14 protein-coding genes are annotated in these 23,935 nt (G+C 76.0%); 4 read left to right on the top strand and 10 right to left on the bottom strand.

Going from position 1 to position 23,935, the window contains the following annotated elements; genetic code table 11:
- Positions 1–172: 172 nt before the first annotated feature.
- The 3 genes from JS756_RS28645 to JS756_RS28655 form a co-directional block, all read right to left on the bottom strand.
- Positions 173–607, bottom strand: coding sequence for a nucleotide pyrophosphohydrolase (locus JS756_RS28645; protein WP_307791159.1), 435 nt, complete (start codon positions 605–607; stop codon positions 173–175).
- Positions 604–1,944, bottom strand: a complete 1,341-nt coding sequence (locus JS756_RS28650) for an AAA family ATPase (protein WP_205386140.1) — start codon at positions 1,942–1,944, stop codon at positions 604–606. Before JS756_RS28650 ends, JS756_RS28645 begins: the two co-directional genes overlap by 4 nt.
- Positions 1,945–2,031: 87 nt before the next feature.
- A complete protein-coding gene (locus JS756_RS28655) occupies positions 2,032–2,421 on the bottom strand; it encodes a cell division protein SepF (RefSeq protein WP_205386141.1) in 390 nt (129 codons plus the stop codon).
- Positions 2,422–2,960: 539 nt separating this feature from the next.
- Between JS756_RS28655 and JS756_RS28660 the strand changes: the two genes are divergently transcribed.
- The 3 genes from JS756_RS28660 (at position 2,961) to JS756_RS28670 (ending at position 7,280) form a co-directional block, all read left to right on the top strand.
- On the top strand, positions 2,961–3,575 hold the full coding sequence (locus tag JS756_RS28660; protein WP_205386142.1) for a TetR/AcrR family transcriptional regulator: 615 nt from the start codon (positions 2,961–2,963) through the stop codon (positions 3,573–3,575).
- 77 nt (positions 3,576–3,652) lie between these two features.
- Positions 3,653–5,311, top strand: coding sequence for an acyl-CoA dehydrogenase family protein (locus JS756_RS28665; RefSeq protein WP_205386143.1), 1,659 nt, complete (start codon positions 3,653–3,655; stop codon positions 5,309–5,311).
- 685 nt (positions 5,312–5,996) lie between these two features.
- Positions 5,997–7,280 carry an SUMF1/EgtB/PvdO family nonheme iron enzyme gene (locus tag JS756_RS28670; RefSeq protein ID WP_205386144.1) on the top strand — a complete coding sequence of 428 codons (1,284 nt, stop codon included), beginning with the start codon at positions 5,997–5,999 and terminating at the stop codon, positions 7,278–7,280.
- Between the two features lie 329 nt (positions 7,281–7,609).
- Here the strand turns inward: JS756_RS28670 and JS756_RS28675 are convergent, their stop codons facing one another.
- Positions 7,610–10,723 (bottom strand): ATP-binding protein, encoded by a 3,114-nt coding sequence (locus JS756_RS28675; protein ID WP_205386145.1) that lies wholly within the window; start codon positions 10,721–10,723, stop codon positions 7,610–7,612.
- Positions 10,724–11,268: 545 nt separating this feature from the next.
- Between JS756_RS28675 and JS756_RS28680 the strand changes: the two genes are divergently transcribed.
- Positions 11,269–12,045, top strand: a complete 777-nt coding sequence (locus JS756_RS28680) for a helix-turn-helix transcriptional regulator (RefSeq protein WP_205386146.1) — start codon at positions 11,269–11,271, stop codon at positions 12,043–12,045.
- 213 nt (positions 12,046–12,258) lie between these two features.
- Here JS756_RS28680 and JS756_RS28685 read toward each other — a convergent pair whose 3' ends face one another.
- The 6 genes from JS756_RS28685 to JS756_RS28710 all read right to left on the bottom strand — a co-directional run bounded on the left by JS756_RS28685 (position 12,259) and on the right by JS756_RS28710 (position 23,891).
- Positions 12,259–13,308, bottom strand: a complete 1,050-nt coding sequence (locus JS756_RS28685; RefSeq protein WP_205386147.1) for a thiopeptide-type bacteriocin biosynthesis protein — start codon at positions 13,306–13,308, stop codon at positions 12,259–12,261.
- A gap of 9 nt (positions 13,309–13,317) precedes the next feature.
- Positions 13,318–14,877 carry a nitroreductase family protein gene (locus JS756_RS28690; protein WP_205386148.1) on the bottom strand — a complete coding sequence of 520 codons (1,560 nt, stop codon included), beginning with the start codon at positions 14,875–14,877 and terminating at the stop codon, positions 13,318–13,320.
- A gap of 195 nt (positions 14,878–15,072) precedes the next feature.
- Entirely contained in the window at positions 15,073–17,481 is a 2,409-nt protein-coding gene (locus JS756_RS28695) for a YcaO-like family protein (RefSeq protein ID WP_205386149.1), read from the bottom strand.
- On the bottom strand, positions 17,478–19,712 hold the full coding sequence (locus JS756_RS28700; RefSeq protein ID WP_205386150.1) for a hypothetical protein: 2,235 nt from the start codon (positions 19,710–19,712) through the stop codon (positions 17,478–17,480). Before JS756_RS28700 ends, JS756_RS28695 begins: the two co-directional genes overlap by 4 nt.
- Complete coding sequence (locus JS756_RS28705; protein ID WP_205386151.1) at positions 19,709–22,375, bottom strand: lantibiotic dehydratase; 2,667 nt, start codon at positions 22,373–22,375, stop codon at positions 19,709–19,711. Before JS756_RS28705 ends, JS756_RS28700 begins: the two co-directional genes overlap by 4 nt.
- 433 nt (positions 22,376–22,808) lie before the next feature.
- On the bottom strand, positions 22,809–23,891 hold the full coding sequence (locus tag JS756_RS28710) for an LLM class flavin-dependent oxidoreductase (RefSeq protein ID WP_205386152.1): 1,083 nt from the start codon (positions 23,889–23,891) through the stop codon (positions 22,809–22,811).
- Between the last annotated feature and the right edge of the window lie 44 nt (positions 23,892–23,935).

Consider the following 23,935-nt stretch of genomic DNA (forward strand, 5'->3'; position numbering starts at 1 on the left):
CCGTTGTGGTCCCCTGGTGGTGACCACCCGTCGGCCCGTCGGCCCCGGCTGCCGGCCGATCCGTCCCCGGCGGCTTCGCCGCCGCCCGACCCCCTCCGCGGACGCTCCGCCGCCGGTCCGACCCGGACGGCCGGTCCCCCGCCGACACCGACCGGCCCGCCCCACCCGTCCCTCAGTCGCCGACCGGCCCGTCACCCGCACCGCCGCCCCGGTCGCCGGACGGCTCACGGGCCTGTCCACCGCTCGGGCCACGGGTCGGTTCACCGGTCGGTGGCGCCTCCTCCGGTCGCGGGAACCTCTGCTCGTTCCGCTCGATCTTGGCGGCGAGTGCCGCCAGCGGATCGATGCCGAGCACCTCGCACAGCTGGAGCAGATAGGCGAGGACGTCGGCCACCTCGTCCCGTACCCGGTGCGCGGTGCCGGGGTCGTCCATCACCCGGTCCGATTCCTCCGGGGTCAACCACTGGAAGATCTCGACCAGTTCGGAGGCCTCCACGCTCAGCGCGGCCACGAGGTTCTTGGGGGTGTGGTACGGCTGCCAGTTCCGCGCTGCCGCGAACTCGGCCAGCCTGCGCTGGAGCTGCGCCACGTCGAGAGGTTCGGTCACGGCTCCAGATGTACCACCGCGACGCCCTCGACCCCGTCCGCCCAACTCGCGTCGCTGACCGTCCCGACGCAGCGGATGTGGCCGTACTCGCCCATCCGCACGGCCAGCCGGGCCAGTTCCGCCCGCTGCCGGACGTCCAGGCTGCGATCGAAGCCGTCGGCGAGGACGGTGAGGGTCTGCAGTGCGCCGGGCACCTCGCCGACCGGGTCCACCTCCAGCACGCCTGCGCCGGTGAGCAGCACCAGCGCCAGGGCGAGGTAGCGCAGTTCGCCGTCGCCCAGCCTGGCCAGCTCGGTCACCGTCCCGTGGCCGCGGTCCAGCACACCGCGCACGGTGCCGTCGCGCTGGAGTTCGGAGCGCAGGTCCATGACCGGTCCGGTGCATCCGGCGCGGGCCGCGTCCACCAGTTGCGCATGGCGGCGCGCGCATTCGGTCCGGGTGCGCCACAGCACGTCGGCGAGGTTGTCGCAGCCGCCGAGGAGCCGTCCGGAACCGGTCGGGACGGGGGCGCGCATGCGGTCCGGACCGGGGTCGCAGGAGAAGACCGACCGGAGCGCGACCACCATCTGCTCGGCGGCGGCCAGCACATGACGCTGCCCGTCCGTCTTGCCCGCGACCCGCAGCGGCAGGAGCGCGGTGCCGAGCAGGTCGTCGGGCAGCGGCGCCCGGGTCACCGGCGAAGACCCGGCCGTGTGCCAGGCGGCCTGCACCGTACGCCGTCCGGGATCGCGCAGCGCGGTCTGGAAGAGGACGACGTCCCCTGCGGTCAGCCGCTCGCCCACGATGCGCAGTTCGGGTTCCGCCTGCACGGCGATGTCGAGCCGGACGGGACCGACGGGGCCGTCGGCGGCGCAGCCGATCCGGAAGCCGCGCCGCCGCTGGGCGTCGGGCCGCGCCCGGTCCGGCACCAGGGACACCGGGTCCGGGAAGACCTCGCCGAGTTCCATGCCGCCGCCGAGCCGCGCAAGGGCCTCGTAGGCCCGCAAGGCGGTCGTCTTGCCGCTGCCGCTGGGCCCGGCCAGCAGGGTGGACGCCCCGAGCGGGACCCGCGTCCCGCGGTGCCCGGCGAACGCGGACAGCCGCAGTTCGGTGAGGCGGGGGCGGGCCGGGTGCGCCGGGTCGGGCCACGGGGGTGCTGCGGGGCGGGCCGCCTGGGGCGGGACCCGGGGGCGCGCCGAGGACCCGCGCCCCGGTGTGTCGGGATCCGGGGACGCGGAGGGGAACGCGGGAAGAGGGGCAGCGTGAGGCGCCGGAGAGGGCGAGGCGCGACGGACGGAAGGGGACGGGGACGACGGGACACGCGGGAAGGACGCGGAGGACTCGGACGACACGGCCATGGTCGGGACGGTACGACCCGGTCGTACGGCGAATCGTTTCGGCTCCGCGACCTTCCTACGATCGGGCGATGCCGACCGCCGGCCGTCTCAGGCCCCCGACAGGCCGGCACCCTCCATCAGCCCGCTCACCTCGGTGCCGGGCGGGGTGAGCAGGAACACGTTCCGGTCGACCCGGTGCATGCCGCTGCCGAGCCCGAAGACCACACCGGTGGAGAAGTCGAGCACGCGTTTGGCGACCTCGGTCTCCGCGCCGGTCAGGTCGAGCAGGACGGGAATGCCGGCCATGAGAGTCTCGGCGACGTCCCGGGCGTCCGCGAACACATTGACCCGCAGGACGACGAAGCGGCGGCGCGTCTCCGTCTCCGCGTCGGGGAGTGAGCGGTGGTTCACCGCCGACGGCCAGGCGTCGCGGCCCCGCAGAGGTACGACCTGGGCGAGCCCTTCCCATTGCTCATCGGTGACGTCGTGACGGTTCACCGGCTCCCCCCGAACTGACTCGCTCTCACATCGTGCACCAGCCAATTCTTACGCCAAGTCACCCGTTCAGCCCAACAGCGACACGGTCGGCGACGGACCGGGTGGCCGGATCCCACGCCGACGCCGGCCCCTGCGCGGATGCCGCCGGCATCGGCGCGGGTCCCGTTCCCTCGCCCCATACGGCCGGTACGCGTCGGCACGACGGGTCGACGCCTCGCGGCCACGTCGCCGGCATCGGCGCGGCACCCGCGCACCGGGTGCCGCAGGCCGCGAGGTCGGCAACCCGGGGTGTCGTACGGCCACCGCCGCCCGCTCTCCGGCCGTACTCCGGCCTCCCGCGGCACGGTGGCGCACGGCGGGCCGCCGCTGCGAGCTCGGTTCAGGTCCGCCGCCGGCCGCGGTGGGCGAGGGCCTCCCTGCCGGGAGCCGCGCGGACGGCGCCGGCCGGCGGAGCGCCGAGGCGCATCACGTTCTCCTGACGGGCCTCACCGACGGAACGGACCGTGGCGGGAAACTCTGAATGATGCTTCACTTCTTCCATGGCCTACCGCAAGACCCCCGCGGAGATCCGCCGGCTCGAAGCCGCCCGGGAACGCCTCGTCGCCTGCGCCACCGCGGTGGTCGCCGACGTCGGCTGGTCGCAGGCGTCCGTGACCGCCGTCGCCGACTCGGCCGGGATCGCGGCCGGCTCGGTGTACCAGCACTTCCCGTCCAAGGCGGCGCTCGCCGTGGAGGTGTTCCGACGGGCCGCGGGCCGTGAGGTCGACGTGCTCGGCGACGTGCTCTCGGGGCCGGGCGACCCGGTGGAACGGCTCGCCCGCGGCATCGAGGTCTTCGCCCGCCGCGCCCTGGAGAACCGCGGACTGGCCTACGCCCTGCTCGCCGCCCCCGCCGAACCCGCGGTCGGCGCCGAACGCCTCGACTTCCGCCGCCGCTACCGCGCCCTGTTCGCCGAGGTGGTGCGGGAGGGGATGGCGGCCGGTCTGCTGCCCGCCCAGGACGGCGAGATCACCGCCGCCGCGCTCACCGGCGCGATCGGCGAGGTCCTCGTCGATCCGCTCGGCGCCCCCGAGGAGGACGCCACCGGCGCGCTCCTGGCCGAACTGACCGCCATGGCCCTGCGCTGCGCGGGCGCGCCCGCCGCGTCCGCGTAGCCGCCCCCGAACCCGACCGTGCCGGATCGGCTCGTGCCGCTCCGGTTCGGCACCGGACCTCACTCAGGAGGAATCCCATGTCCGCGACCGCCGCACCGCGCAGCCACCCCACCGCCGTCACGCACGACGTGAGCAACCAGCCGCCGCCGCTCGCCGGCCACGACGCCGCGGACGACGCGGTGCTGCTGGAGGGGCTGCGGCGGGAGGGCGTGCAGTGGCACCTGGAGGACCTGCACCGGCTCGGCCGCCTGGTCGGCAGCGAGGAGGCGCAGACGTGGGCCGAGCAGGCCAACCGCCACGAGCCCGAGCTGCGCACCCACGACCGCTACGGCCACCGCATCGACGAGGTCGAGTTCCACCCCGCCTACCACCGGCTGATGGACGTCTCCGTCGGCGCGGGCCTCGCCGGTGCCGCCTGGGCCGACGAGCGTCCCGGCGCCCACGTGGCGCGCGCCGCGAGCTTCATGCTGGCCACCATGCTGGAGCCCGGTCACCTGTGCCCCGTCTCCATGACGTACGCGGTGGTCCCGGCCCTGCGCCACTCCCCCGACCTGGCCAAGACCTACGAGCCGCTGCTCACCAGCCGCGTCTACGATCCCGGTCTGCGCGCCCCCGCCGGCAAGCGCGGTCTGCTCGCCGGAATGGGCATGACCGAGAAGCAGGGCGGCAGCGACGTCCGCGCCAACTCCACCACCGCCACGGAGCAGGCCGACGGCACCTGGCGCCTGCGGGGGCACAAGTGGTTCACCAGCGCGCCGATGAACGACCTCTTCCTCGTCCTCGCCCAGGCGCCGGGCGGGCTGTCCTGCTTCCTCGTCCCGCGGGTGCTGCCCGACGGCAGCCGCAACACCTTCCGCATCCAGCGACTCAAGGACAAGCTGGGCAACCGCTCCAACGCCAGCAGCGAGCCCGAGTTCGACGACACCGTGGCCTGGCTCGTCGGCGCCGAGGGCAAGGGCGTGCGCACCATCATCGACATGGTGACCATGACCCGCCTGGACTGCGTGCTGGGTTCCGCCGCCGGCACCCGCGCCGCCCTCGCCCAGGCCACCCACCACGTGCGGCACCGTGCCGCGTTCGGGGCCACGCTCATCGACCAGCCGCTGATGCGCAACGTGATCGCCGATCTGAGCCTGGAGTCGGAGGCCGCCACCACGCTCGGGCTGCGGCTCGCCGGCGCCGCCGACCGCGCCCGCAGTGGCGACGAGGCGGAGCGGGCGTTCCTGCGCCTGGCCACGGCGGTCGGTAAGTACTGGGTGTGCAAGCGGCAGCCCGCCGCGGTCGCCGAAGCCCTGGAGTGTCTGGGCGGCAACGGCTACGACGAGGCGTCCGGCATGCCGCGGCTGTACCGCGAGGCGCCGCTGAACGGCATCTGGGAGGGCTCCGGCAACGTCAACGCCCTCGACCTGCTGCGGGCGCTGGCCCGCGAACCCGCGTCGCTGGAGGCCTTCCGCGCGGAGGTGGGGGCGGCCTCGGGCGGGGACCGCAGGCTGGACGCCGCCCGGCGGGAGCTGGAGGGCGAACTCGTGCTGACCGACGACGCGCCCCTGCGCGCCCGGCGGGTCATCGAACGGGCCGCCCTCGTCCTGCAGGGCTCGCTCCTGGTCCGGCACGCGCCGCCGGCGGTGGCCGACGCGTTCTGCGCGTCCCGGCTGGCCGGGGACCGCGGGCTGGCCTTCGGAACGCTCCCGGCGGGCACGGACTTCGCGGCGCTGCTGGATCGCCTGCCGGTCTGACGGGGGCATCGGGCCGGGCGCACCCCCGAGGGGCCCGGTGTTCCCATCGGCACGGCTCTGTCCGGGATCGTGGAGGTGCCCGGTGCGCCGGCGTGCTGGGTGGGCACGCTCGGGGTGTTCCGAGAGCCTCCCGGCTGCACCACGTCGGCAGCCGGGAGGACCGGGCCGCGTGCGTGTGCGCGTACCGGGCTGCGGCTGGTCGGGCAGTGCCGACCACGACGCGGCCTGGAAACGTCCTGCACCCGTACCGGATGGGCCACGCGCTCGTCCCGGCTGCCGGGAGGGCAGTCGTCAGGCGCGCTCGTCGCGTCGAGCCCGCCACCGGCACCGGCGGTGAGGCGGATCGCTGGAAACGGCGGGGGCCGTTCCTCGCCCCACTTGCTCGGCCTTCGAACCGTGTTGAGGAGGGTGGCGAGCGAAGACCGGTCCTTGATCACTGACATGAAGGTCCTGGCCATGGCTGGTGACTGGCGGAAGGATCGGACGGGGACTGGCGCGCCACGGCCGGATGGGGAGGGGGCGTACCCCCGGGAGCCTGTCCGCCATTCGGTACGTTCGGTACCGTCTTCAGCGCGACGGGTGACCGGCGGGGTTACTGTGACGGCCGGTGTTGTTGTGATCACGGGCCGCCTCGTCCGCTTGCGGCTCGCTGGGCGCCCCTCCACGATCGGACAGGTATCCCTCCATGCGCCACGCTTCCCCTCGTCCTCGCCGCCTCGTCAAGGCTGCTGCAGCGGCGTGCGTGCTGTCGGCGCCGCTCGCCCCGGCCGCCACCGCGGGAACGCCCGCCGACGGCAGCGACCGCCACCGGTCCGGCGAAGTCATCACCGTGACCACCACCAGGGTCGGTGACACCGGCAACCCGTCGGTGGGTGTGGTCCCCTTCACGGACGCCGTCTATCCGAACTGCGCCGAGGCTCCCGAGACATCGAGCGGCTGTCTGACGGTCGGCAGGGTCGACCACCCCTACGAGATCGGCAAGCTCGAGATCACCGTTGCGCAGTGGGTGGCGTTTCTGAACACCGCCGACCCCGACGGACGCGACCGCAACGACCTCTACGAGGAGAACGAAAGCGGCTCGGCCTGGCCCAAGTACGGCCAGGTCGACTTCTCGCAGGACGCCCGCAGAGGCCGTCACTATGCGGTGGCCCAACCGGAGTGGGCGGACAAGCCGTACGGCTTCGCGGACTTCCTCGACGCGGCCCGTCTCGTCAACTCCCTCGTCAACGGCCGCGTCCTCGCCAAGGAGACGCACACCGAGGGCGCCTTCACCTACGTCACCTACGAGGTCCGCCTCTCGCCGCGGACCGAGCGCGGGATGTACGACCTCGACCGCCCGGACACGACGCGGACCGAGGACCGCGGCTTCGTCGTACCGAGCCAGAACGAGTGGATCAAGGCGGCCTACTACGACCCGAGCGGCGGCGGTACGTACTCGTACTGGAAGTACCCCACCAACGCGGGGGTCTTCGGCGACGGCGACGCGACCGCTCCCGGCCCCACCGTGCTCAACCCCACCACCGGCGACGTCACCAACGCTTCGACACAGCCGCTCGCCTCGTACCACGCCTCCGGACAGCCGGCGCCCACCTGGTGCCCCTCGCAGGAGCCGCCCGAAGTCTGCTCCTCCGTCAACCCGTTCGGACTGGACCCTGTCACCTACGCGGACCTCTACCAGGGCAACCTCAGCACGACCGGGCAGGCCCGCACCACCTCCCCGTGGGGCACCCTCGACCAAGGCGGCAACGCGGTCGAGTGGACCGACACGATCACCCCGCCCCCGACCGGCCAGGACTTCGGCCGGGTCTGGCGCCGGCTCCACGGCGGGGTGACCAACGCGCCGGCCTTCCAGATGTGGCCCTCCGCGGTCGGGCTTCAGCCCCAGGACAACCTCTTCTACCACCACACCTATCCATGGCTGGGAATCCGGATCGGAGTGATCGGGGAACTCAATCCGGAGGAGCACTGAAGCGAGCGGTCGTCGCCCATCGGCATGCAGGGTTGGCGATGGCCGGTGACTGGCGGACGAACCGGACCGGGCCGGCTCCGAGGGGGTGCCCCTGCGTCGCGAGCCGGCCGGTGCGGAGGCGGACCTGAGCACTCCGGGCCCCGTCCGGCGCACCCGGGCCGGACGCCTCCGCCGCCCCCGCCCCGCCGGACCACCGGGGCCGCGGCCCCGTCCGATGGGGGCGGGACGCGCCGAGGAGTCGGCGGGTCCCTTCGCGAGGTCCCCTCACGGCGTCGGCGACGGGCCTCCGGTCCCGGCGTCGCGTCGACCGGGTCCCCTCGTGGTGCGGGTCAGCCCCGCCCGCTGCTGCTGAGGACCACGGCGGCCAGCGCGGTGCGGGAGGTGACCCCGAGCTTGCGGTACGACTTGGCCAGGTGGGCCTCCACCGTGCGCGGGCTCAGGTGGAGTTGCTCGGCGACGTCCCGCGTCCGGGCGCCGGTGGCAACCAGGTCGCAGATCTGCCGTTCCCGGGCGGTGAGGGCGTGCAGGGAACGTCCCGCCTCGGCGGGGCGGGCGGCGAGCCGCGCGGCCGCCTCCTCCTGGAGCCGCAGGGAACCGGTCCGCGTCCCGAGGTCCGCGGCGGACCGAAGCCAGGACTCGCCCTGGTCGGCGCCGGCGACCGCACCCTGCACCGGCGCGCCGAGGACCAGCGTCCACGCCTGCTGGACCGGGCGGCCCGCGATCCGGAACAGTTCGGCGGCGGAACCCAGCAACCTGGCGGCCTGCCGGGTCCTCCCGTTCGCCGCGCACACCAGGCCCAGGGCGCGCTGGGCGAAGGCCCGCTGGGCGGGCTGGGCCAGTCGATCGGCCTGGTCGACGGCACGCTCGGCCCATTCACGGGCCGCATCGGTGTCCCGGGTGGCCATCGCCGCGCCGGACAGCAGCGAGAACAGCATCGGGCGCAACGCGGCCTGCATGGCAGGCAGTTCCGGGCCGTCCCCGGCGGTGAGCAGCGTGGTGATGCACTCCTGGGCCCGGCCGTCCATCAGCTGGGCCTGTCCGAGCATGGCCGCAGCGCTGCGGTGCCACCAGCTGCCGGGTTCGGTGTCGGGGGCCGTCATCGCCCGTTCGGCGAGCGCCACGGCGCGGCCCGCCGCCTGCCGCCCGCCCTGCCACACGGCGATGCCGGCCTGCTGGGCGAGGGCCATGCGCAGCATGTCGCCGCTGCCGAGCCGCCGGGCGCACCGCACGGACTCCTCGGTGGCGCGGCGGGCGTCCGCGAGCGCACCCGCCCACAGGTGCAGGCAGCCCAGACCGAGTTGCAGGTGGAAGAGGACGGGCAGGTGCCCGGCCCGGCGGGTCAGATCGACACCGCGGCGCAGATGCCGGGCCGCGTCGGCGGACCGCCCGGTCAGCAGCTCGCCCCAGGCGAGCTGGGCCAGGGACTCGGGGTCACGCACGATGCCGGTGTCCGGCAGGGCGTCGAGGAGCAGCCGGGCCCGCGACAGGGCGTCGTCGGCGGCGTGGGTCCGGCCCAGGTAGGCGTTGCCGAAGCCGGTGAGGGCGCGGGCTCCCGCCTCGGTGAGCCGGTCCCCTTCCCGCACCGCGATCCGGGTGACGTCCTCCACGGCGGGCAGTGCGTCGTGGAACGCGCCGCGCATCAGCGCGACGGTGCCGAACTCCAGGTGCAGCGGGGCGGTGAGCGGCGTCACCGTGCCGCCGGTGTCGGCCAGTGCCTGCCGGAGCAGGGCGTCGGCCTCCGCGTACCGGCCGAGCATGCGTTCCGTGCGGGCGCACAGGGCGACGGTGGCGGGGTCCGGGGCGCTGTCGCCGAGCAGGTCGTGGAGCAGGGCGCGGCTCTCCGCGGACCGACCGGAGACGGCGAGAGCACGGGTCAGTTCGAGGCGGAGCCGGTGCCGGTGCGCCGCCGTGGACGGGGTGTCGGGCAGAGCGCGCAGGGCGGCGCGGAGCCAGTGGGCGGCGGTGGCCGGGGCGCTGTCGCGGGCCTGGACGGCGGCCTCCTCCAGCACGTCGAGCACCCCTGGGTCGCGGTCCCCCGGGCAGTGCTCGGCGTGGGGGGCGCGGTCGGCGGCGGGGGCGCCGCGGCGTGTCAGTTCGGCGTAGGCCCGACGGTGGGCGGCCCGCCGCCACATCGGGTCGGTGTCGGCGTGCACGAGCCGGCGCAGGACAGGGTGGCGGAAGGCGAACTGGGTGTCGCCGTCGAGGGGCCGCACGATGTCCCGGGAGGCGAGGGCGGCCACGGCACGCAGGGTGGTGTCGACGGGCAGGTCGGCGACCGCCGCGAGCGGTTCCACCGAGAACCGGTCGCCGAGGACCGCGGCCGCCGAGGCGACACGGCGGTGCTCGGGGGCGAGGACGGCGATCTCGCCGAGCAGCAGTGCGGCGAGCCGGTCCGGGACGCCGTGGCCGGCCGTGCGGGGGGCCGACAGGGCGGGGAGCAGGGTGTCGCCGGGCGGGCCGTCGGGGAGCAGGTCGGTGAACGGGGGGCCGAGCGGCACGGTGAGGGGGATTCCGGTGCCGCAGGCGGTGTCGGCAGAGGCGGCGGGGTCGCTCGTGTCGGAGCCGCCGGCGGGGTCCGGCGTGTCGGCGGATCCCCGGGCGAGGGAGGAACCGGGCCGGGCCAGGGCGATGAGGAAGAGCGGGTTGCCGCCGCTGGCCCGGTGCAGCAGATCCGCATCCGCCAGGCGCCCGAGCAGTGCGGCCAGGTCGGTGCAGTCCGGTCGGGACAGCGCCCCGACCGGCATCGGCTCGACGGTGCCCGTCTCCTCGCCGTGCGCGAGCGCCGCCAGCAGGCGCGGCGAGGTCTGGCGCGGGCGGTGCACCACCACCAGCAGGACCGGCCCCGCGGGCTGATGCCGGATCAGATGGCAGACCTGCTCGATCGTCTCCGCGTCGGCCCAGTGCAGGTCGTCCAGGAGCAGCAGCAGGGGCTGCGCACGGGACCAGCGGGTCAGCACCTCGCGCAGCCCGGCGTGCAGCCGGAAGCCCTCCGGGCCACCGGGGTCGGCGGCGCCGCGGGGCACTTCGGGACGGTCGGGTGCTTCGGGGCTGCGAGGTGCCTCCGGAATCCGGGGGGCGTCCGGGGCGTCGGCCCGGGGTGCCGGGCCGGCGGATGCGAGCAGTGCGCGCGTCACGTCCGGCGGCAGGGCGTCGCGGTCCGTGGCGAGGGCGTCGGCAAGTGTGTCCGCGAGGACCTGGAGGGGCGCGGAGCCGGTCACTAACTCCGAGGCGCGGCCGGTCAGGACCCGGACGCCCCGGGTGCGGGCGCGGGCGGCCAACTCGGCGGCAAGGCGGGTCTTGCCGATCCCGGGATCGCCGCTGATGCCGAGGACCTGCCCTCGACCGGCGCACAGCATGTCCAACAGGCGCTCGAAACGGGCGAGTTCGTGCGTTCTACCGATCAATGCGGACGTTTCCGCGATCTGCTCGGGCTGGCCTGCCATCCCGCCGCCCTCCTGTCCCCAAGGCGCTGACGAGCCGACAGGCCGTCACAGGCCCGGGCTCGGCCCGACTTCCGGCGCCACTATAGGCACGACATGGACACGGCAGCTTCACATGCCCCGACACATCTTTACGTACTTTTACGAATGCCCGGCGACTCGGCGTTCGGCCTAAATTGCCAGTCCGGGCCGGATGGTGAACCACCAGGTCCGGATGACCAACGGGGCTGTGGTACCAGCCCGTTTCCGCCCCCAGGCGGAGGCGGGCCGGTGACTGCCGAGGGGAACGGGGAGGCAGCATGGCATGGCCGGATCTCGACCGACCGGAACATCGGCCATCGGAACCGGAGCGTCATCGGTCGCACCACGGGCGGCCGGGAGCGCATCCGCCGCAGGCCGGGCGCCTGCGAGGGGAACCAGAACGGGAAGGGGAACGGGAACGGACACAGGAACGGGGAGGGGTGCAGGAACGGGAACCAGGGAGGGCACAGGAGGGACGAGGGGAAGCACAGCGGAAGGCAGCCGTCGGGAGCGGGGGCCCCGCAGGTATGCCGTCGGCCGCTGACCGACCTCGCGCGGGCCTCGGGTACGGGCTCGACGCACCGGAGTCGAGCGGGCCGCCCGGCGTCCCCGACCCGCGCTCCGAGCCCCGGAGCACACGTCACAACGCGACCCTGGTGGACATCGCCGGGGCCGAGGAACTGCTGCTGGACGCGATGGCCCGCAACCCCGGCGACGTGCTGTGGATGGGGTCGACGGCCTGGGGGGCCTCGCCGTTGCCCGGCCTGCTGCGCAGGATGGGGGTGGAGGACGGCCCCGCCTCGGGTCTACGCGCGCTGATCGACCGGAGCTGCGACGTTGCCGCGGTCGCGCCGTGGCTCGTGGAGGACCGGGGGCCGTTCGGGGTGCGCACCGCCCCGTCGGTCCCGCAGGACCTGCTCGTCGTCGGCCGGCGGCTGGCCGTCGTCTCCGCCGGCCGGTGCGGGGACGAGCCGCTGCTGTCGATCGTGGGCGAGCCGATCGGGGTCCGGATGATCCGCGGCCTGTTCGAGGCCGTGTGGGCCGGGGCCCTGCCCCTGGATCGGCACGACCAGGTCGACGTGCTGGTCCGCGACGACCTGAAGCGGGCCATCCTGCACCTGATGGCGGAGGGCGCGAAGGACGAGATGATCGCCCGCCGGCTGGGCGTCTCGTTGCGGACCTGCCGGCGGCACGTCGCCGAGATCCTGGAGAACCTGGGCGCCTCCAGCCGCTTCCAGGCCGGTGCCCGTGCCGCGCGCCTGGGCATGGTCGCCCCCGGCTCGTTCTGCGCCCCCGGGCACTGACCGCCGGGGGACACGGAGGCGTCCACCGCCGATCCGGCCGAAGCGGCCGGTCGCGTACACCGAACGGGCCCGGTCGTGATGCCGGGGTCGCGGGGCGACGGCCCCGTCGTGGTCCGGGACCCTCGACGGGGTGCGCACGCCACGGCCCGCCCGGTGGCCCGGTGGGGCGGTGGCGCGGACCGCCTTCGGCGACCGGGGCGGGTACGGGTCGGTTCAGGGGAGGCTCTCGCCGGTGACGAGGAGCATCAGGGTGGCCAACCGAGCCTCCTGGGCGGTCCCCGCCCCCAGTCGGTTGAGTGTCATGTGCAGGTGCGAGCCGAGCACGCCGAGGGCCCTTTCGCGGCCGCCGGGGGCCGTGGACCACGTGTCCACCGCCGCGCGCAGCGGTGCGGCCCATGCCTCCCAGGGCGGTCCCGGGTCGCGCATCAGCCGCCGCAACTCCGGTGCCGCCGATCGGAGTCGATCGGCCTGGGCCCGCAGCGCGGAGGACACCCCGGGGACGGTGCCCGGCTCCGCGGGGGCAGGCGGGACCGACCGCTCGTCGTTGCGGTCGTGCGCGGTCAGCCAGGCCGCCCAGCCGTCCCGCACCGCTTCGAGGAACGGCCGCCTCTCCGGCTCGGGCAGGGCGCCGGCCGCCACCGCGGTCGCCGCCAGCGCCTGTCCGAACACCTGACGCCGCGTCCGGGGTTCGCGGCACGCCCCCAGCGCGAGGGCGCTGGAGCGGTGGAAGAGGTCCTCGCTGAGCGGCATCAGTCCGGCGCCGCCGTAGCGCTCGTGCTCCGGGACGTACGCGGCCCGGACCACTCCCGACGGCCGCAGGGCACCGGGGTCGAGCGGCCCGGTGCCCTCGCCGGTCCTGGCGAGGGCACCGACCGCGGCGGCGTAGTCGGCCTGGGTCAGCCGCCGCTCGGCGGGGACCTCCGCGTCCACGGTGGCCACCGCCCGGCGCAGCAGGTCCTCCACACCCTCGGCGGCCTCGTCGTCGAGTCCTGCGATGCGCAGCCGCAGATGCGGTCCGCCCTGCCAGTAGCGCACGAAGAACCAGGGGTGCTCCCCGCCCCGCGGGGCGGCCGAGCCGTCCGCCCGGACGCCCGGCGCCACGACCGGGGCCGGGGCAGGCGCAGGGGCGGACGCGTACCGGGCGACGGCGGGTGTCACCCCGACGTTCAGCGCACGGTCCGTCACATCGACTCCCCAGGACGGCAGATGAAGGTGCCAGGTACGCCACCGCACGGTGGCGTCCTCGGTCGGGTGCGGTGCCATGTCGGGTCCTCAGGTCCTCAGGTCCAGCATCGGTTCGGCGAATCGGGAGCGTCCGCACACGGTGATGAAGACCGGAACGGTCCGCCGTGGCAGCCCGGCCAGCCGCTGCACCCGGAACTCGTCGTACGACCGTGCCGGCCGCGCGTACAGTCCCCTTGCCGCGGCGGCGAGTTGGAGTCCGTGGGCGGTCCAGCCGCACCACAGGTTCAGCAACGACCAGGCCACCGGCCCGAGGTCGTCCAGCAGCGCCCGTACGTCCACCGCGCACGTCCACACCATGGACGCGTGCCTCAGCCCGCAGTCCGTGCCCGGCGACATCGGGTAGCCGAACGCCTCCTGGAGCAGCACCATCACCTGCGGGTCGTGGCGGACCGGCCGCACGTCGCCGTCGGCGACCTCGTAGTAGCCCGGTTCCCGCCCGCCCACGCCCTGCAGCGCCACCAGCAGCCGCACCCGCCGCCCCACCTCGGCCAGCGTGTCCGTCGGCGCCGGGACCCGGGCCCAGGCGACCGCCTCCTCCAGCGCCTCCTCCGGCAGCCGGGTCGGGCGGCCGGAGAACCCGGAGAGCCGCCCCGGGACCCGCCCGGCGGTGCGGTTCCACAGCACCCGGTCCCACGTCGGCCCCGGCCGGGCAGCCGTGCCGTCCGTGCCGCCCGGCAGGGGGCCGGGAACCGCCGGAGTGGGGCGGGCGGCCGCCTGGGCCGCCCCGTCGGCGTCGGCCGGCGCCTGTGCCGCCGACGGCGGTGCGGACGCCGTGAGCCGGTAACCGGCAACCTCGTCCGCCTCGTCGAGGGAGGGGTGGCCGGAGGAGTCGGAGAGCAGTCCGTCGAGTGCCGCGTACGCGCCCGGTCCGGTGGCGCCGCCGGGGAGCGGGATTCCGCCGGCGGGCGGCTCCACGTCCCGCAGCGCCACCCGCACCGGGGCCGACCAGCGGCCCGGACCGGTGGCCCGCACCATGCGGGCGCAGGCGGCGGCGTCCGCGGCGTCCAGGACGAGTTCGGCGCGCACCCCGAACAGTTCGGCCGCCACCAGCAGGCTGCGGACGTTGATGCCGGTCTCCAGGTCGCCGAGGGCGGCGCGGAGCCGGCCGTAGGGCGTGGGCAGGTCGGTGTACCGGGCGGCCAGCACCACATCGAGGTCACCGCGTGGAACGGGCAGCGCCGTGTACGGGACGGCCAGGTCGACCAGGGCGTGCCGGTAGGGGTCCAGGTAGGCGGCGCCGTGCCGGGAGAGGGTGAGCGCGTGCACCGGGAACTTGCTGCGCACCGAGGCGACGGGCCGGTGGTCGTTGAAGCGGTTGGACGGCTCGCGGCGCTGCAGGCCGAACGCCGCCAGCAGCAGGTGCCCGGCCCGGTCGGCGGCGGCGCCGATGCGGCCGTGCGGGTGGACCGCGCCGTTCAGCAGGTCGACGGTGCCGTACGGCAGCGGTGCGCCGAGGCCGCCGCGGGCCGCGGCGGGCGGCAGCAGGGCGGTCGTGGGGACGGTGTCGTCGATCTCGATCGGCCCCCCGAACAGGGCCTTGCCGGGCCCCTGACGGTAGGCGAAGCGGTGGACGGCCTCGACGGTCAACTCGGCTCCTGAGGAAGGGGGGGACGGTACGGCCACCCGGACGGGCGGCGGGTCGGACCGGTGCGCGGACGACGGCGGACGACGCGTCGGGACGGGGCGGGTGCGGAGCGGGCCCGGGCGGACCGCCCCGGACCGCCCCGACGCGGGAGGAGCCCCGCGGGGGCGGGTCCGGGACGGATCGGGCCCGGCGGGTGGTCACGGGAACGGGTGCGGGTCGAGGTGGTCCAGGTCCACCGGGGAGCCGGCCGGGCCGGACCCGTCGTGGGGCCCGCCCGGCCGCGGTGGCGCCGCCACCGCCGACACGTCGATGCCGCGCGGCGGTCCGGCGCCGTCGCCCGGTGCGGGCGCCGGCCGCGGGTCCGGCAGGCCGTCGAGCAGGCGGCGCAGTCCGGTGAACCGCTGGTGCACCTGGCCGAAGCACATCGGCACGATGCCCGGGACCACGGCCTTGACCACGGCCAGACCCGCGTCGGCGTGCTCCGGTGTCGTCTGGTCCACCAGCAGCACGTCCGGCAGCCCGGCGGCCTCGTACAGCTCCGCGACGAAGCCGAGACCGCGGGTCACGTCCCCGCGGGCGGCTCGGGCGTAGGCTCCCGGCCAGTCGGGGAACGCGTCCGTGAGCGGCAGGACCGGGCCGCCCAGCACCTCGGTCACCCGCGGCAGCAGACGCGGGTCGGCGTTGCGCCGCGGATGGTCCATCAGATCGTCGACCAGGCAGCGGTCGGCGATCATCGGCTCGACGGCCGCCGGGTCCCAGGTCAGGCCCGTCTCGGTGAGCTGGGCCAGCTCCCACAGGGCCGCCCGGACCGCGGCCTCCGGATCCGGGCTGCCGCCCGCCGTGCTGAACGCGGCCGGCAGCGCGCCGTCCCGGCGCAGCGCCAGCGCCCACACCACGGGCACCGCGATGTCGGCCGTGGCGGCCAGCAGCCGCACCTCGAAGCCCCGGGCCCCGGCCATGTGCAGCAGCAGCCTGCTCTGCGGGTCGCGCACCGTGGCGGGGTCGATCTCGGGCAGCGGGCGCCGGCGGTGCCAGGCCAGCAGGAACGCGTCCCGCTCGGCCAGCTCCAGCAGCGAGTGCAGGGCGGCCTCCTCGTACGACGAGCCCAGCGCGCACCCGCTCGACGACTCCAGGACGTGGTTCAGGCGCCGGTCGCCCGGTTCGCGCGGCGGATACCGGTACTGGTAGAAGCCCGCGTCCGCGGGCACCAGCAGCGGACGGCCGTCGCGCAGCCGATGCGCCCACACCCAGTCCATGCGGGTGTCGGCGTCCCAGGGGCGGACCCGGGACAGCGGGTGTGCCAGCTGGGCGTCGGTGTAGCCGCCCAACCGGGCCGGGTCCAGGGCCCGTTCACCGAGCTCGGCCGGGCTGCGGCCGGTGACCGGCGCGACCCCGTGCGGGTAGCCGGCCATGCGCTCGTACGCCTCCAGATAGGCGACGGCCTCCGCCTCCCCGTAGGTGCGGGCCCGGCCGTGCCCGGCGGGCGAACCGCCCAGCAGCCGCACCTCGGACATGGCGAACGGCACGTGCGCGTCGCGGCTGACCCGCACCGCCGGTCCGAAACCGGAGTCGGCGAGGGCTGCCCGCATCCGGTCCGCGTCCATGCCGAACGGGGCGCCGGCCCGCGTCGGCACCGACGACGCGCTGGGCCGGGGCCGCAGCCGGGGCGCCGACGGGGGCCGTGACGCGTCCCCGGGAGCACCGGGTACGCCGCACACCGGGCAGCGGTAGGTGCGCCGCAGCCGGTGGCGGCGGACCGATCCGTCGGCGCGGAGGACCACCAGCTCACCCGGGTTCAGGGGCGCCGCCGCGACCACGGCGCCGTACACCTCGGCGGCGTGCCGCAGCCACGGCGGCCGGGGTGGCACCGGACGCCGACCGCCCGAAAGGGCGGGGGCACGACCGGAGGGTGCAGCCGATGCGGTGGGTGGGACGCCCGCCGGCGCGTCCGGCGCCGTGGGCGCGGCCGGGCCGGAGCGGGCGGGCGCCGCGGCCTCCGCCGACAGGACGGGCCCCGCCGTCGCGGTGTGCCCGGACGGGGAGGAGGTGTCCGCTCCCGCCGCGGCGGGCCGCTCGGAAGGTGCCGGCGGGGCCGGGGGCGTCGCGGCGGCCCTCGACTCGGCGGCGAATCGCAGGAGTTCTTCGCCCTCGGGGCGGTGGCGGTGCGACCGCCGGGTGACCAGGCAGCCGGCGCACGCGGGAGGCGCTCCCGCCTCCCCCGCGGCCTCGGGCGGCAGCCACAGCGGGCCGACGAGGACGCTCCCGGCGTCGACGCGCACCGACAGCAGCCCGGTCCCCCGCACGCGGGCGGTGGACAGGACCGACTGCTCCCATGCCCGGTCGTAGGCGCCGCTGACGGCGACCACACCCACTCCGGGATGCTGCGCCCAGCCGGTCCAGTCCCAGCCCGCGGGGGCGTCCGGACCGGCCAGCACCTCGGCGGCCGCGCCGGTGGCCGGACCGCTCGCGGGGCGATCGGCCGTGGGGGGGATCTTGTCGGCCCGGGCCTCGGGACCGCCGGCGGGTCCTCCCTCCGGGGCGGCGGCCCGAACGGGCGGGGCGGAGGCGGAGGGCGCCTGCGGGACCGGTCCGGCGGCGGCGTTCATCGTCGCTCCAGGAGTCCGCAGGGCAGCGGCAGTTCGGGCAGCACACCGTCGTCGACCAGCCGGTGCGCGATCAGCACGCCCGGCAGTGCGGCACCGCTGCGGGCCAGGGCCGCGGCCCGCAGTGGTGCGAGCGAGTGCAGCACCCAGGTTCCGGGCGGGCCGTCCCGCCCGTCCGGCCGGGTGCGTCCGGACTGGACGCGGGCGCAGGACTCGACCAGGGCCGCGTGGACGGCGGACTCCCGTCCGGGGCCCCACTGGCGGCCCAACACGGCGCCGTCGGTGTCCCGGACGGCGGTCGCCACCCACCAGCCGAGCGGTTCGACCGGACGGAGGTCCAGCCGTACGGGTTGCTCGAAGTGATCGAGCAGGGTGCCCCACAGGGCGCGCACCTCGTGGTGGGTGACGGAGTCCCAGTCCACGGCACGCGCACCGGGCGCGTGCGGGTGCGGAACCGGTGTGAGCCGCAGCAGGCCGTCCAGCAGCCACTGGTGCGTGGTGACGCCCGCGCAGGCGACCGGGCCGCCGGGGGCCTCGGCCTCCGCACCGCCCCTGGCGGTACGCAGTCCGGCGAGCAGTGCCTGTACTCCGGCGACGGCCCTGCTGGGGCCCCAACCCCACGTGGTGCGCTCGGAGTCGACCCAGCGTACGGAGGCGACGGAGACAGGTACCTGTTCCACGTCGAGGTCGCGTTCGAACCGTGCGGGTCCCGTCCACCGGGCGGTCAGCGGCGTCGAGGCGGCGTAGGCGCCGGTCGGGTCGGGGGTGGGGGCCCGGCCGTCCGCGAGGTCGGCCAGCAGCGCGGCGACATCGACGCGCTGCCACCGGCCGGGGACGGCTGCGCCGAACGCCTCCGGTGCTTCGTGTGCTTCGTGCGCGGGTTGCCTCCCGGTCGTGTCCGGCTTCCCCCCGGGCGGGCCGGACGGTACCCGCCCCACGGCAGTCGAGCGAGCCGCGCGCGGTGCGGTGGCGGACGCGTCGGGGCCGCCGGCGGAGGCGACGGTGTCCGAGGCCGCCTGGGAGGCGGTGTCGGGGGAGGTGATGGCTTCGTCCTTCTCCGGCCCCGCCGGGCCGTCCCCGTCCGGTCCGGTCAGGGGGATGCGCCGCGACTCCAGGGCGTGTCCCCACACCAGGGTCAGATGGGGTGCGGTGTCGGCCGCCGGGGGTGCGTCCGGGGCGTGCCCGGAGACCTGGTCGGCCGCGGGACCGGACGGGCCGGTGCCCGAGCCGTCCGCCGGATCCGTGCCGATGCCTGTGAGGACCTCGACGCAGGCGCGGGCGGCAAGCGCCCCGGCGAGGACGGCGCTCATCGGCCGCGGTGTCCGGCCGTCCGGTTCGAGCGCGGCCCAGGACGCGGCCCGCTCCAGGGCCGCCTCCGGGTCCGCGGCCGGGCCGCGGGGGCCGGGGGTGGCCACGGCGGCCAGATCGGCCCGGGCCACCACGACCACGCAGGGGTGCCCCGCGGTGGACGCGGCCCGCCAGACCTCGGTCTCGTCGGGGCCGCCGGGCTGGTCCGCATCGGCGACCAGCACGGCGACGTCGGGCGCGCGCCCGGCCCCCGACTCACCGGTCTGCGACCCACCGGGCCTCTGCTCCCCGGTGGCAGGCTCCCCGGCCCCGGGTGCTTCGGCCTCCTCCGACGCGGGGACGTCCGGCAGGACCCGTACCCGCTCCACTCCGTGGGCGGCGAGGCCCCGCAGCAGGGCCGGGACCGCCGGTCCGGAGCCGCGCACCTCGACGGTGGCCGACCGCAGCGCTGCGAACACCCCGTAGGGGTCGTCGCTGTGGTCCTCCAGGAACGCCAGGACGTCGGCGTACCGTTCGGCGGTGCCCGGGTCTGGCTCGGGTGTGTCCAGGGCGTCCAGGTCCAGCAGCACCCCCTGGTCCAGCAGGGTGCGCAGGACGTGCGCGAGGACGGGGCGTGCCTGCTCGCTGGCGTCGGCCGCGACCAGGTCGTCCAGGCAGGTGCCGTCGGACAGCGGGCCGAGATGCCGGTCGAGGAGGGCGAACAGCGCGGGCGGTCCGCCCAGGACGAACGACCGCCGGGTGTGCGAGATGTGCACGCCCCGGGCCACGGGCGCCAGATGGGCGCCGGGGCGCAGCTTCACCCGGGTGCGGGGGCCGGGGTGGAGCCGCGCCGCCCCGGCGGCGGTCCGGCCGGGCGACGTCTTTGGGCCCGACGGGGCGGTGCCCTCCGCGCGCGGCGCGGCGGAGGAGGCGGTGGACGCGGTCATCGGGCGTCCCCCTCGGGCCGAGCGGTCGCGTCCGGCCGGGCGGGGGTGCCACCGGACGGTTCCGGGGGCGGGCCGCCCGCGTCCCCGGCGGGCAGGTCGTACTCGATCGCCCACTCCACCGCGTGCCGCCCGGGCCGGACGCCGGGCAGGGCCTCCTCCAGGTAGCCGGGGCTGCGGCGGTCCAGCAGCCGGGGCAGCACCCGTGCGGTCAACGCGCTGCCCAGGTCCAGGTACTGCGGCTTGTCGCGGCGCCGGGCCTGCACGTAGGCGCGCACGCCGTCGTCACCCTCGCGGGACGGCAGACCGCCCAGCGGGGTCTTGGCGAGGACCTCCTCGGGCACGTCGTGGGCGGCGCGCCAGTCGGTCAGCGCGATCAGGTGCTCCGCCTCGCCGAGCGCACCGGCCTCCGCGGGGAAGTCGTCCCCCGGGTACCAGCGGCGGCGCTCCAGCACCACCTGACCGGCCGTCAGCCTGGGCAGGACCATGGTGTGTCCGGCCGGCTCGCCGGCCCGTAGCCGGCGGACGCGGACGCCGGCCAGCGGGTCCAGGGTGACGCGTCCGCTGTCCGCCAGCCACATGGCGATGCGCAGCGGCGCCGGCAGCAGCTCCGACCACTTCATGCCGCAGGTGACCGGGACCACGGTGCGCCCGTCGCGGTCGGTCAGGGAGAGGGTGTCGGTGGCCGGGTCGTGGTCGAGGTGCAGGCCTGCCCAGTCCTCCGGCGCGAGGGTGTCCGGCAGCAGGGGGATCCGGTGGTTGATGTTCGCGTTGTGCAGGCCGCGGTCCTCCAGCACCGTTCCGCCCGCGCTGCCGAACTGGCGCAGCACCCGCGTCGCGGTGCGCTCGGCCGTGTCGCCGCCGAGTTCCCGGTCGGGGCCCAGGAAGCGGCTGCCGAGCAGGTTCCGGCCGCCGTAGCAGTCGTTGAGCACGAGCCGCCCGTCGGCCGGCTGCACCAGCAGCGCGTACGAGGCCGCCCGGCGGCGGAAGAACGCCGGCACGCGGTCGGCGAACGCGGCCAGCGCGGCCGGGTCGAGGGCCGCCTCGGGCTCGCCTCCGGCGGCGTCGACGGCCCGCAGCACGTGGCCCACCGCCTCCGAGCGCAACGCCAGCAGTTCGGCCAGGGCACCGTTCGGCGGGCCGAAGTCCTCGGCGGTGGCGGCGCTCAGCGAGGTCTCGCGCCGGTAGACCATGGTCACCAGGTCGTCGGCGGCGTCCAGCAGGCCGACACGGGTGCCGGGTCCGTAGCGGTCGGCGAAGGCCGTGCAGAGCAGGGCGCGCACCTCGTGGTGGCGGTCGAAGACGGAGAGGAACGAGGTGACGTCGGCCAGGTCGGCCAGGGCCGCACCGTATCCCTCGTCGGTGACCTGGGCGGGCGGCAGCACCAGGTCCTCGTTGACGTGCAACCGGGCGGGCCTGAGCGAACGGGCGTTGAGGTCGGCCTCGGCGCGGCGCAGCCGGGTCAGGGCGGCCACCCGGCCGCTGACGCCGCCGGCCGCCAGATCGCGCAGTGCGCGTTCGGTCTCGTCCAGGACGGGCAGCGCGTCCGGGTCCTGCCGTCGCAGCACGGCGCGGGCGGCGGGCAGGGGGTCGGCGAGCTGCTCGTCGAGGGCGGGGCCGGGTTGCAGGATGCCCGCGGCCAGTGCCTGCGCGAGGAACCCGGCGGTGCGGGCCGGCGGCAGACCGAGCCGTGCGGTGAGTTCCGCCGCGAGTGCCTCGGTGCGGATCGGGCCCAGGGCGGTGAGGGCCAGCAGCACGGACAGCGGGCGGGTGAGCGAGGCGCTGACCAGCGTCGCGCCGGAGGTGAGGCGGCGGACGAAACGCACCTGGGAGTCGTCGGCCCGCAGGGTGCGGTTGCTCTCGACGACGGCGGGCAGTCCGGCCGCGGCCCGCTCCGCGTCCCAGGGCCGCTCACCGGCGCCGGTGACCACGGCACCGAACAGCGCGCGGTCCAGGGAGACGAACGCACGGGCGGAGCGGCGGTCGAAGTCGCCGGCGTCCAGCCGCCGCCCCTGCGGGGACCAGTGGGCGAAGCCGACCGCGGTGAAGCGGGACAGCGGGCTGGTGCGCACCATGGCCCGGGTCAGGTGCTGGAGGATGCCGCGTTCGGACTTGCGGAGCCGGGCGGAGGGGTCCGCGAAGCCGGAGCGGTAGCGCCGGACGGCGTCCAGGACCTGCGGTGAGTTCAGTGCCAGCGAGAGCTGGAACGGTTCGGCGGCGCACAGTTCGGCGAGCACGGCCCGCTCGTGGGCGACCAGTTCGCCGTGTCCCGCGGTCAGCGCGGCCCGTGCGAGCAGCGACCGCTGCCGGGCGTCGAGCCAGGCGGCGACCGCGGGCGGCCAGTCACCGGCCATCAGGGCGGGTGCCGGGTCCCGCTGGTTGTGGATGTCCCGGCGCAGTTGCAGGGCGCGATGCCGGTCCCGGCCGGTGGCCCGGCCCGCCACCTCGTACAGCTCGTCGCAGGCCTGGTCGGCGACCTTCGCTGCGTCGGTCCCGGCGGCGGCCAGGGCGCGCAGGGCGACGGTCAGGCCGGGGGCGCCCAGACGGCGGCCGGGCAGCGGGTTGACCCGCATCAGCAGGGTGTCGGCGAGGACCGGCCGGCTCGCGCGGGCGGGTTCCGCCGGCTGCGGCGGAGAGGTCGGCTCGACGGAGGTGTCGACGGACATGACGGGCGGTCACCTTCCTGTGCGGGCCCGACGGACGGGCGGGCGGGCCCGGGGTTCACTGCGGGGCGGCGGACGGAGCCGGTACGTGCGGCCGGCCGGTCGGCCCGGCCGGTCATCCGGACCAGCTCCCCGGACCGGCGTCCCGGACCGGATGACCGGCCCCGGGGCTCCCGGTCGAAGGACCTGTGCGGGACTCCGCACCGGGTCTCCGGACGGGAGTCCCGGGCCAAGAGCCCAGGCCGGGTCACGGGCCGGCAGCCGGACCGACGACCGGGCAGGTGCCCTGCCCGGAGGCGGTGTCCGGGGCGGGGCGGGACCACCCGGCCGGGGCGCCCGGCGGGCCGGGCCTACGGAGCCCGGCCCGCCGGGGGTACCGCAGCGGTGGTCACGGGCCCTACGGGGAAGGGGCCCCGGGACCTCCGCGGCGGTGGCTTCACACGGTGGCGGCGGCCGGTTCGGCCGGGGCACCGTCCAGGAGCGGCATCACCTCGGAGGCGAACAGCTCCAGGCTGCGGAAGGCCTCCGCACCGCCCAGCCCGCCGAAGTCGGTCTGCCACAGCAGCACGTCGGCGGCCAGCCGCTCCTGGAAGCGGCCGATCTGGTCCGCCACGTGCGCCGGGGAGCCGACGAAGGCGGTGCCCGAGGAACGCAGGTCCTTCGCGGTGAGGGTGCGGGCGATCCGGTTGAAGCCGGTGTAGCCCTGGTAGTCGCTGGAGGTGGTGTCGTCCCAGCGGGTCAGGGCGGAGGTCCACACCTTGAGATAGCGGTCCAGGTGGATGTCGGCGACGCGGCGGGCCTCCTGGTCGGTCTCCGCCACGAACAGCGGCAGACTGGCCGCGACCCGGGGTGCCGCCCCGGCACCGTGGGCACGGGCGAAGCTCTCCCGGTAGGAGCCGACCAGAGCGTCGTCGAAGGAGGTGCCGGAGGGCGTGATGAGCAGTCCGTGCCCCAGCTCCCCGATGCGCACGAAGCTCTCCGGGGACCGCACCGCGGCGATCCAGAACGGCGGTCGCGGTGCTTGTGCGGGCCGGGGCAGCACGGTGGCGTCCCGGAACGAGAAGAACGGGGTGTCGAGCGTGACGCCCTCCTCCGTGAGCAGCCGCCCCACGGCGTCGACGGTGGCCTCGAAGCGGGCCCGGCTGCCGTCCATCGGCACACCGAGCGCCTCGAACTCGTAGGGCAGGTAGGCACGGGCGAAACCGATCTCCAGTCGGCCGTCGCTGATGGCGTCCACCATGGCGATGCGGGACGCCAGGTCGATGGGGTGGTGGAACACCGGCAGCACGCAGCCGGTCATCAGCCTGACCGACCGGGTCTGGGCGGCCACCGCCGACAGGAACGCCAGGGGGCTGGGGCAGTAGCCGCCGTAGGGGTGCAGGTAGTGCTCGGTCATCTTGACGTAGTGCATTCCGGACTCGTCGGCGATCCGGGACATGCGCAGCACGTCGCTGAAGTACTCGGTGGCGGGCTTGGTGTCCGGTGCGGAGTCGGGCAGGAAGGACACGCCGAAGCGCATGGTGGTCTCCAAAAGGGTGTCTCGGCCCGGTGTGGGCGGCGGTG

The organism is Streptomyces actuosus, from assembly GCF_016921115.1.
In the GTDB taxonomy this organism is placed as follows: domain Bacteria; phylum Actinomycetota; class Actinomycetes; order Streptomycetales; family Streptomycetaceae; genus Streptomyces; species Streptomyces actuosus_A.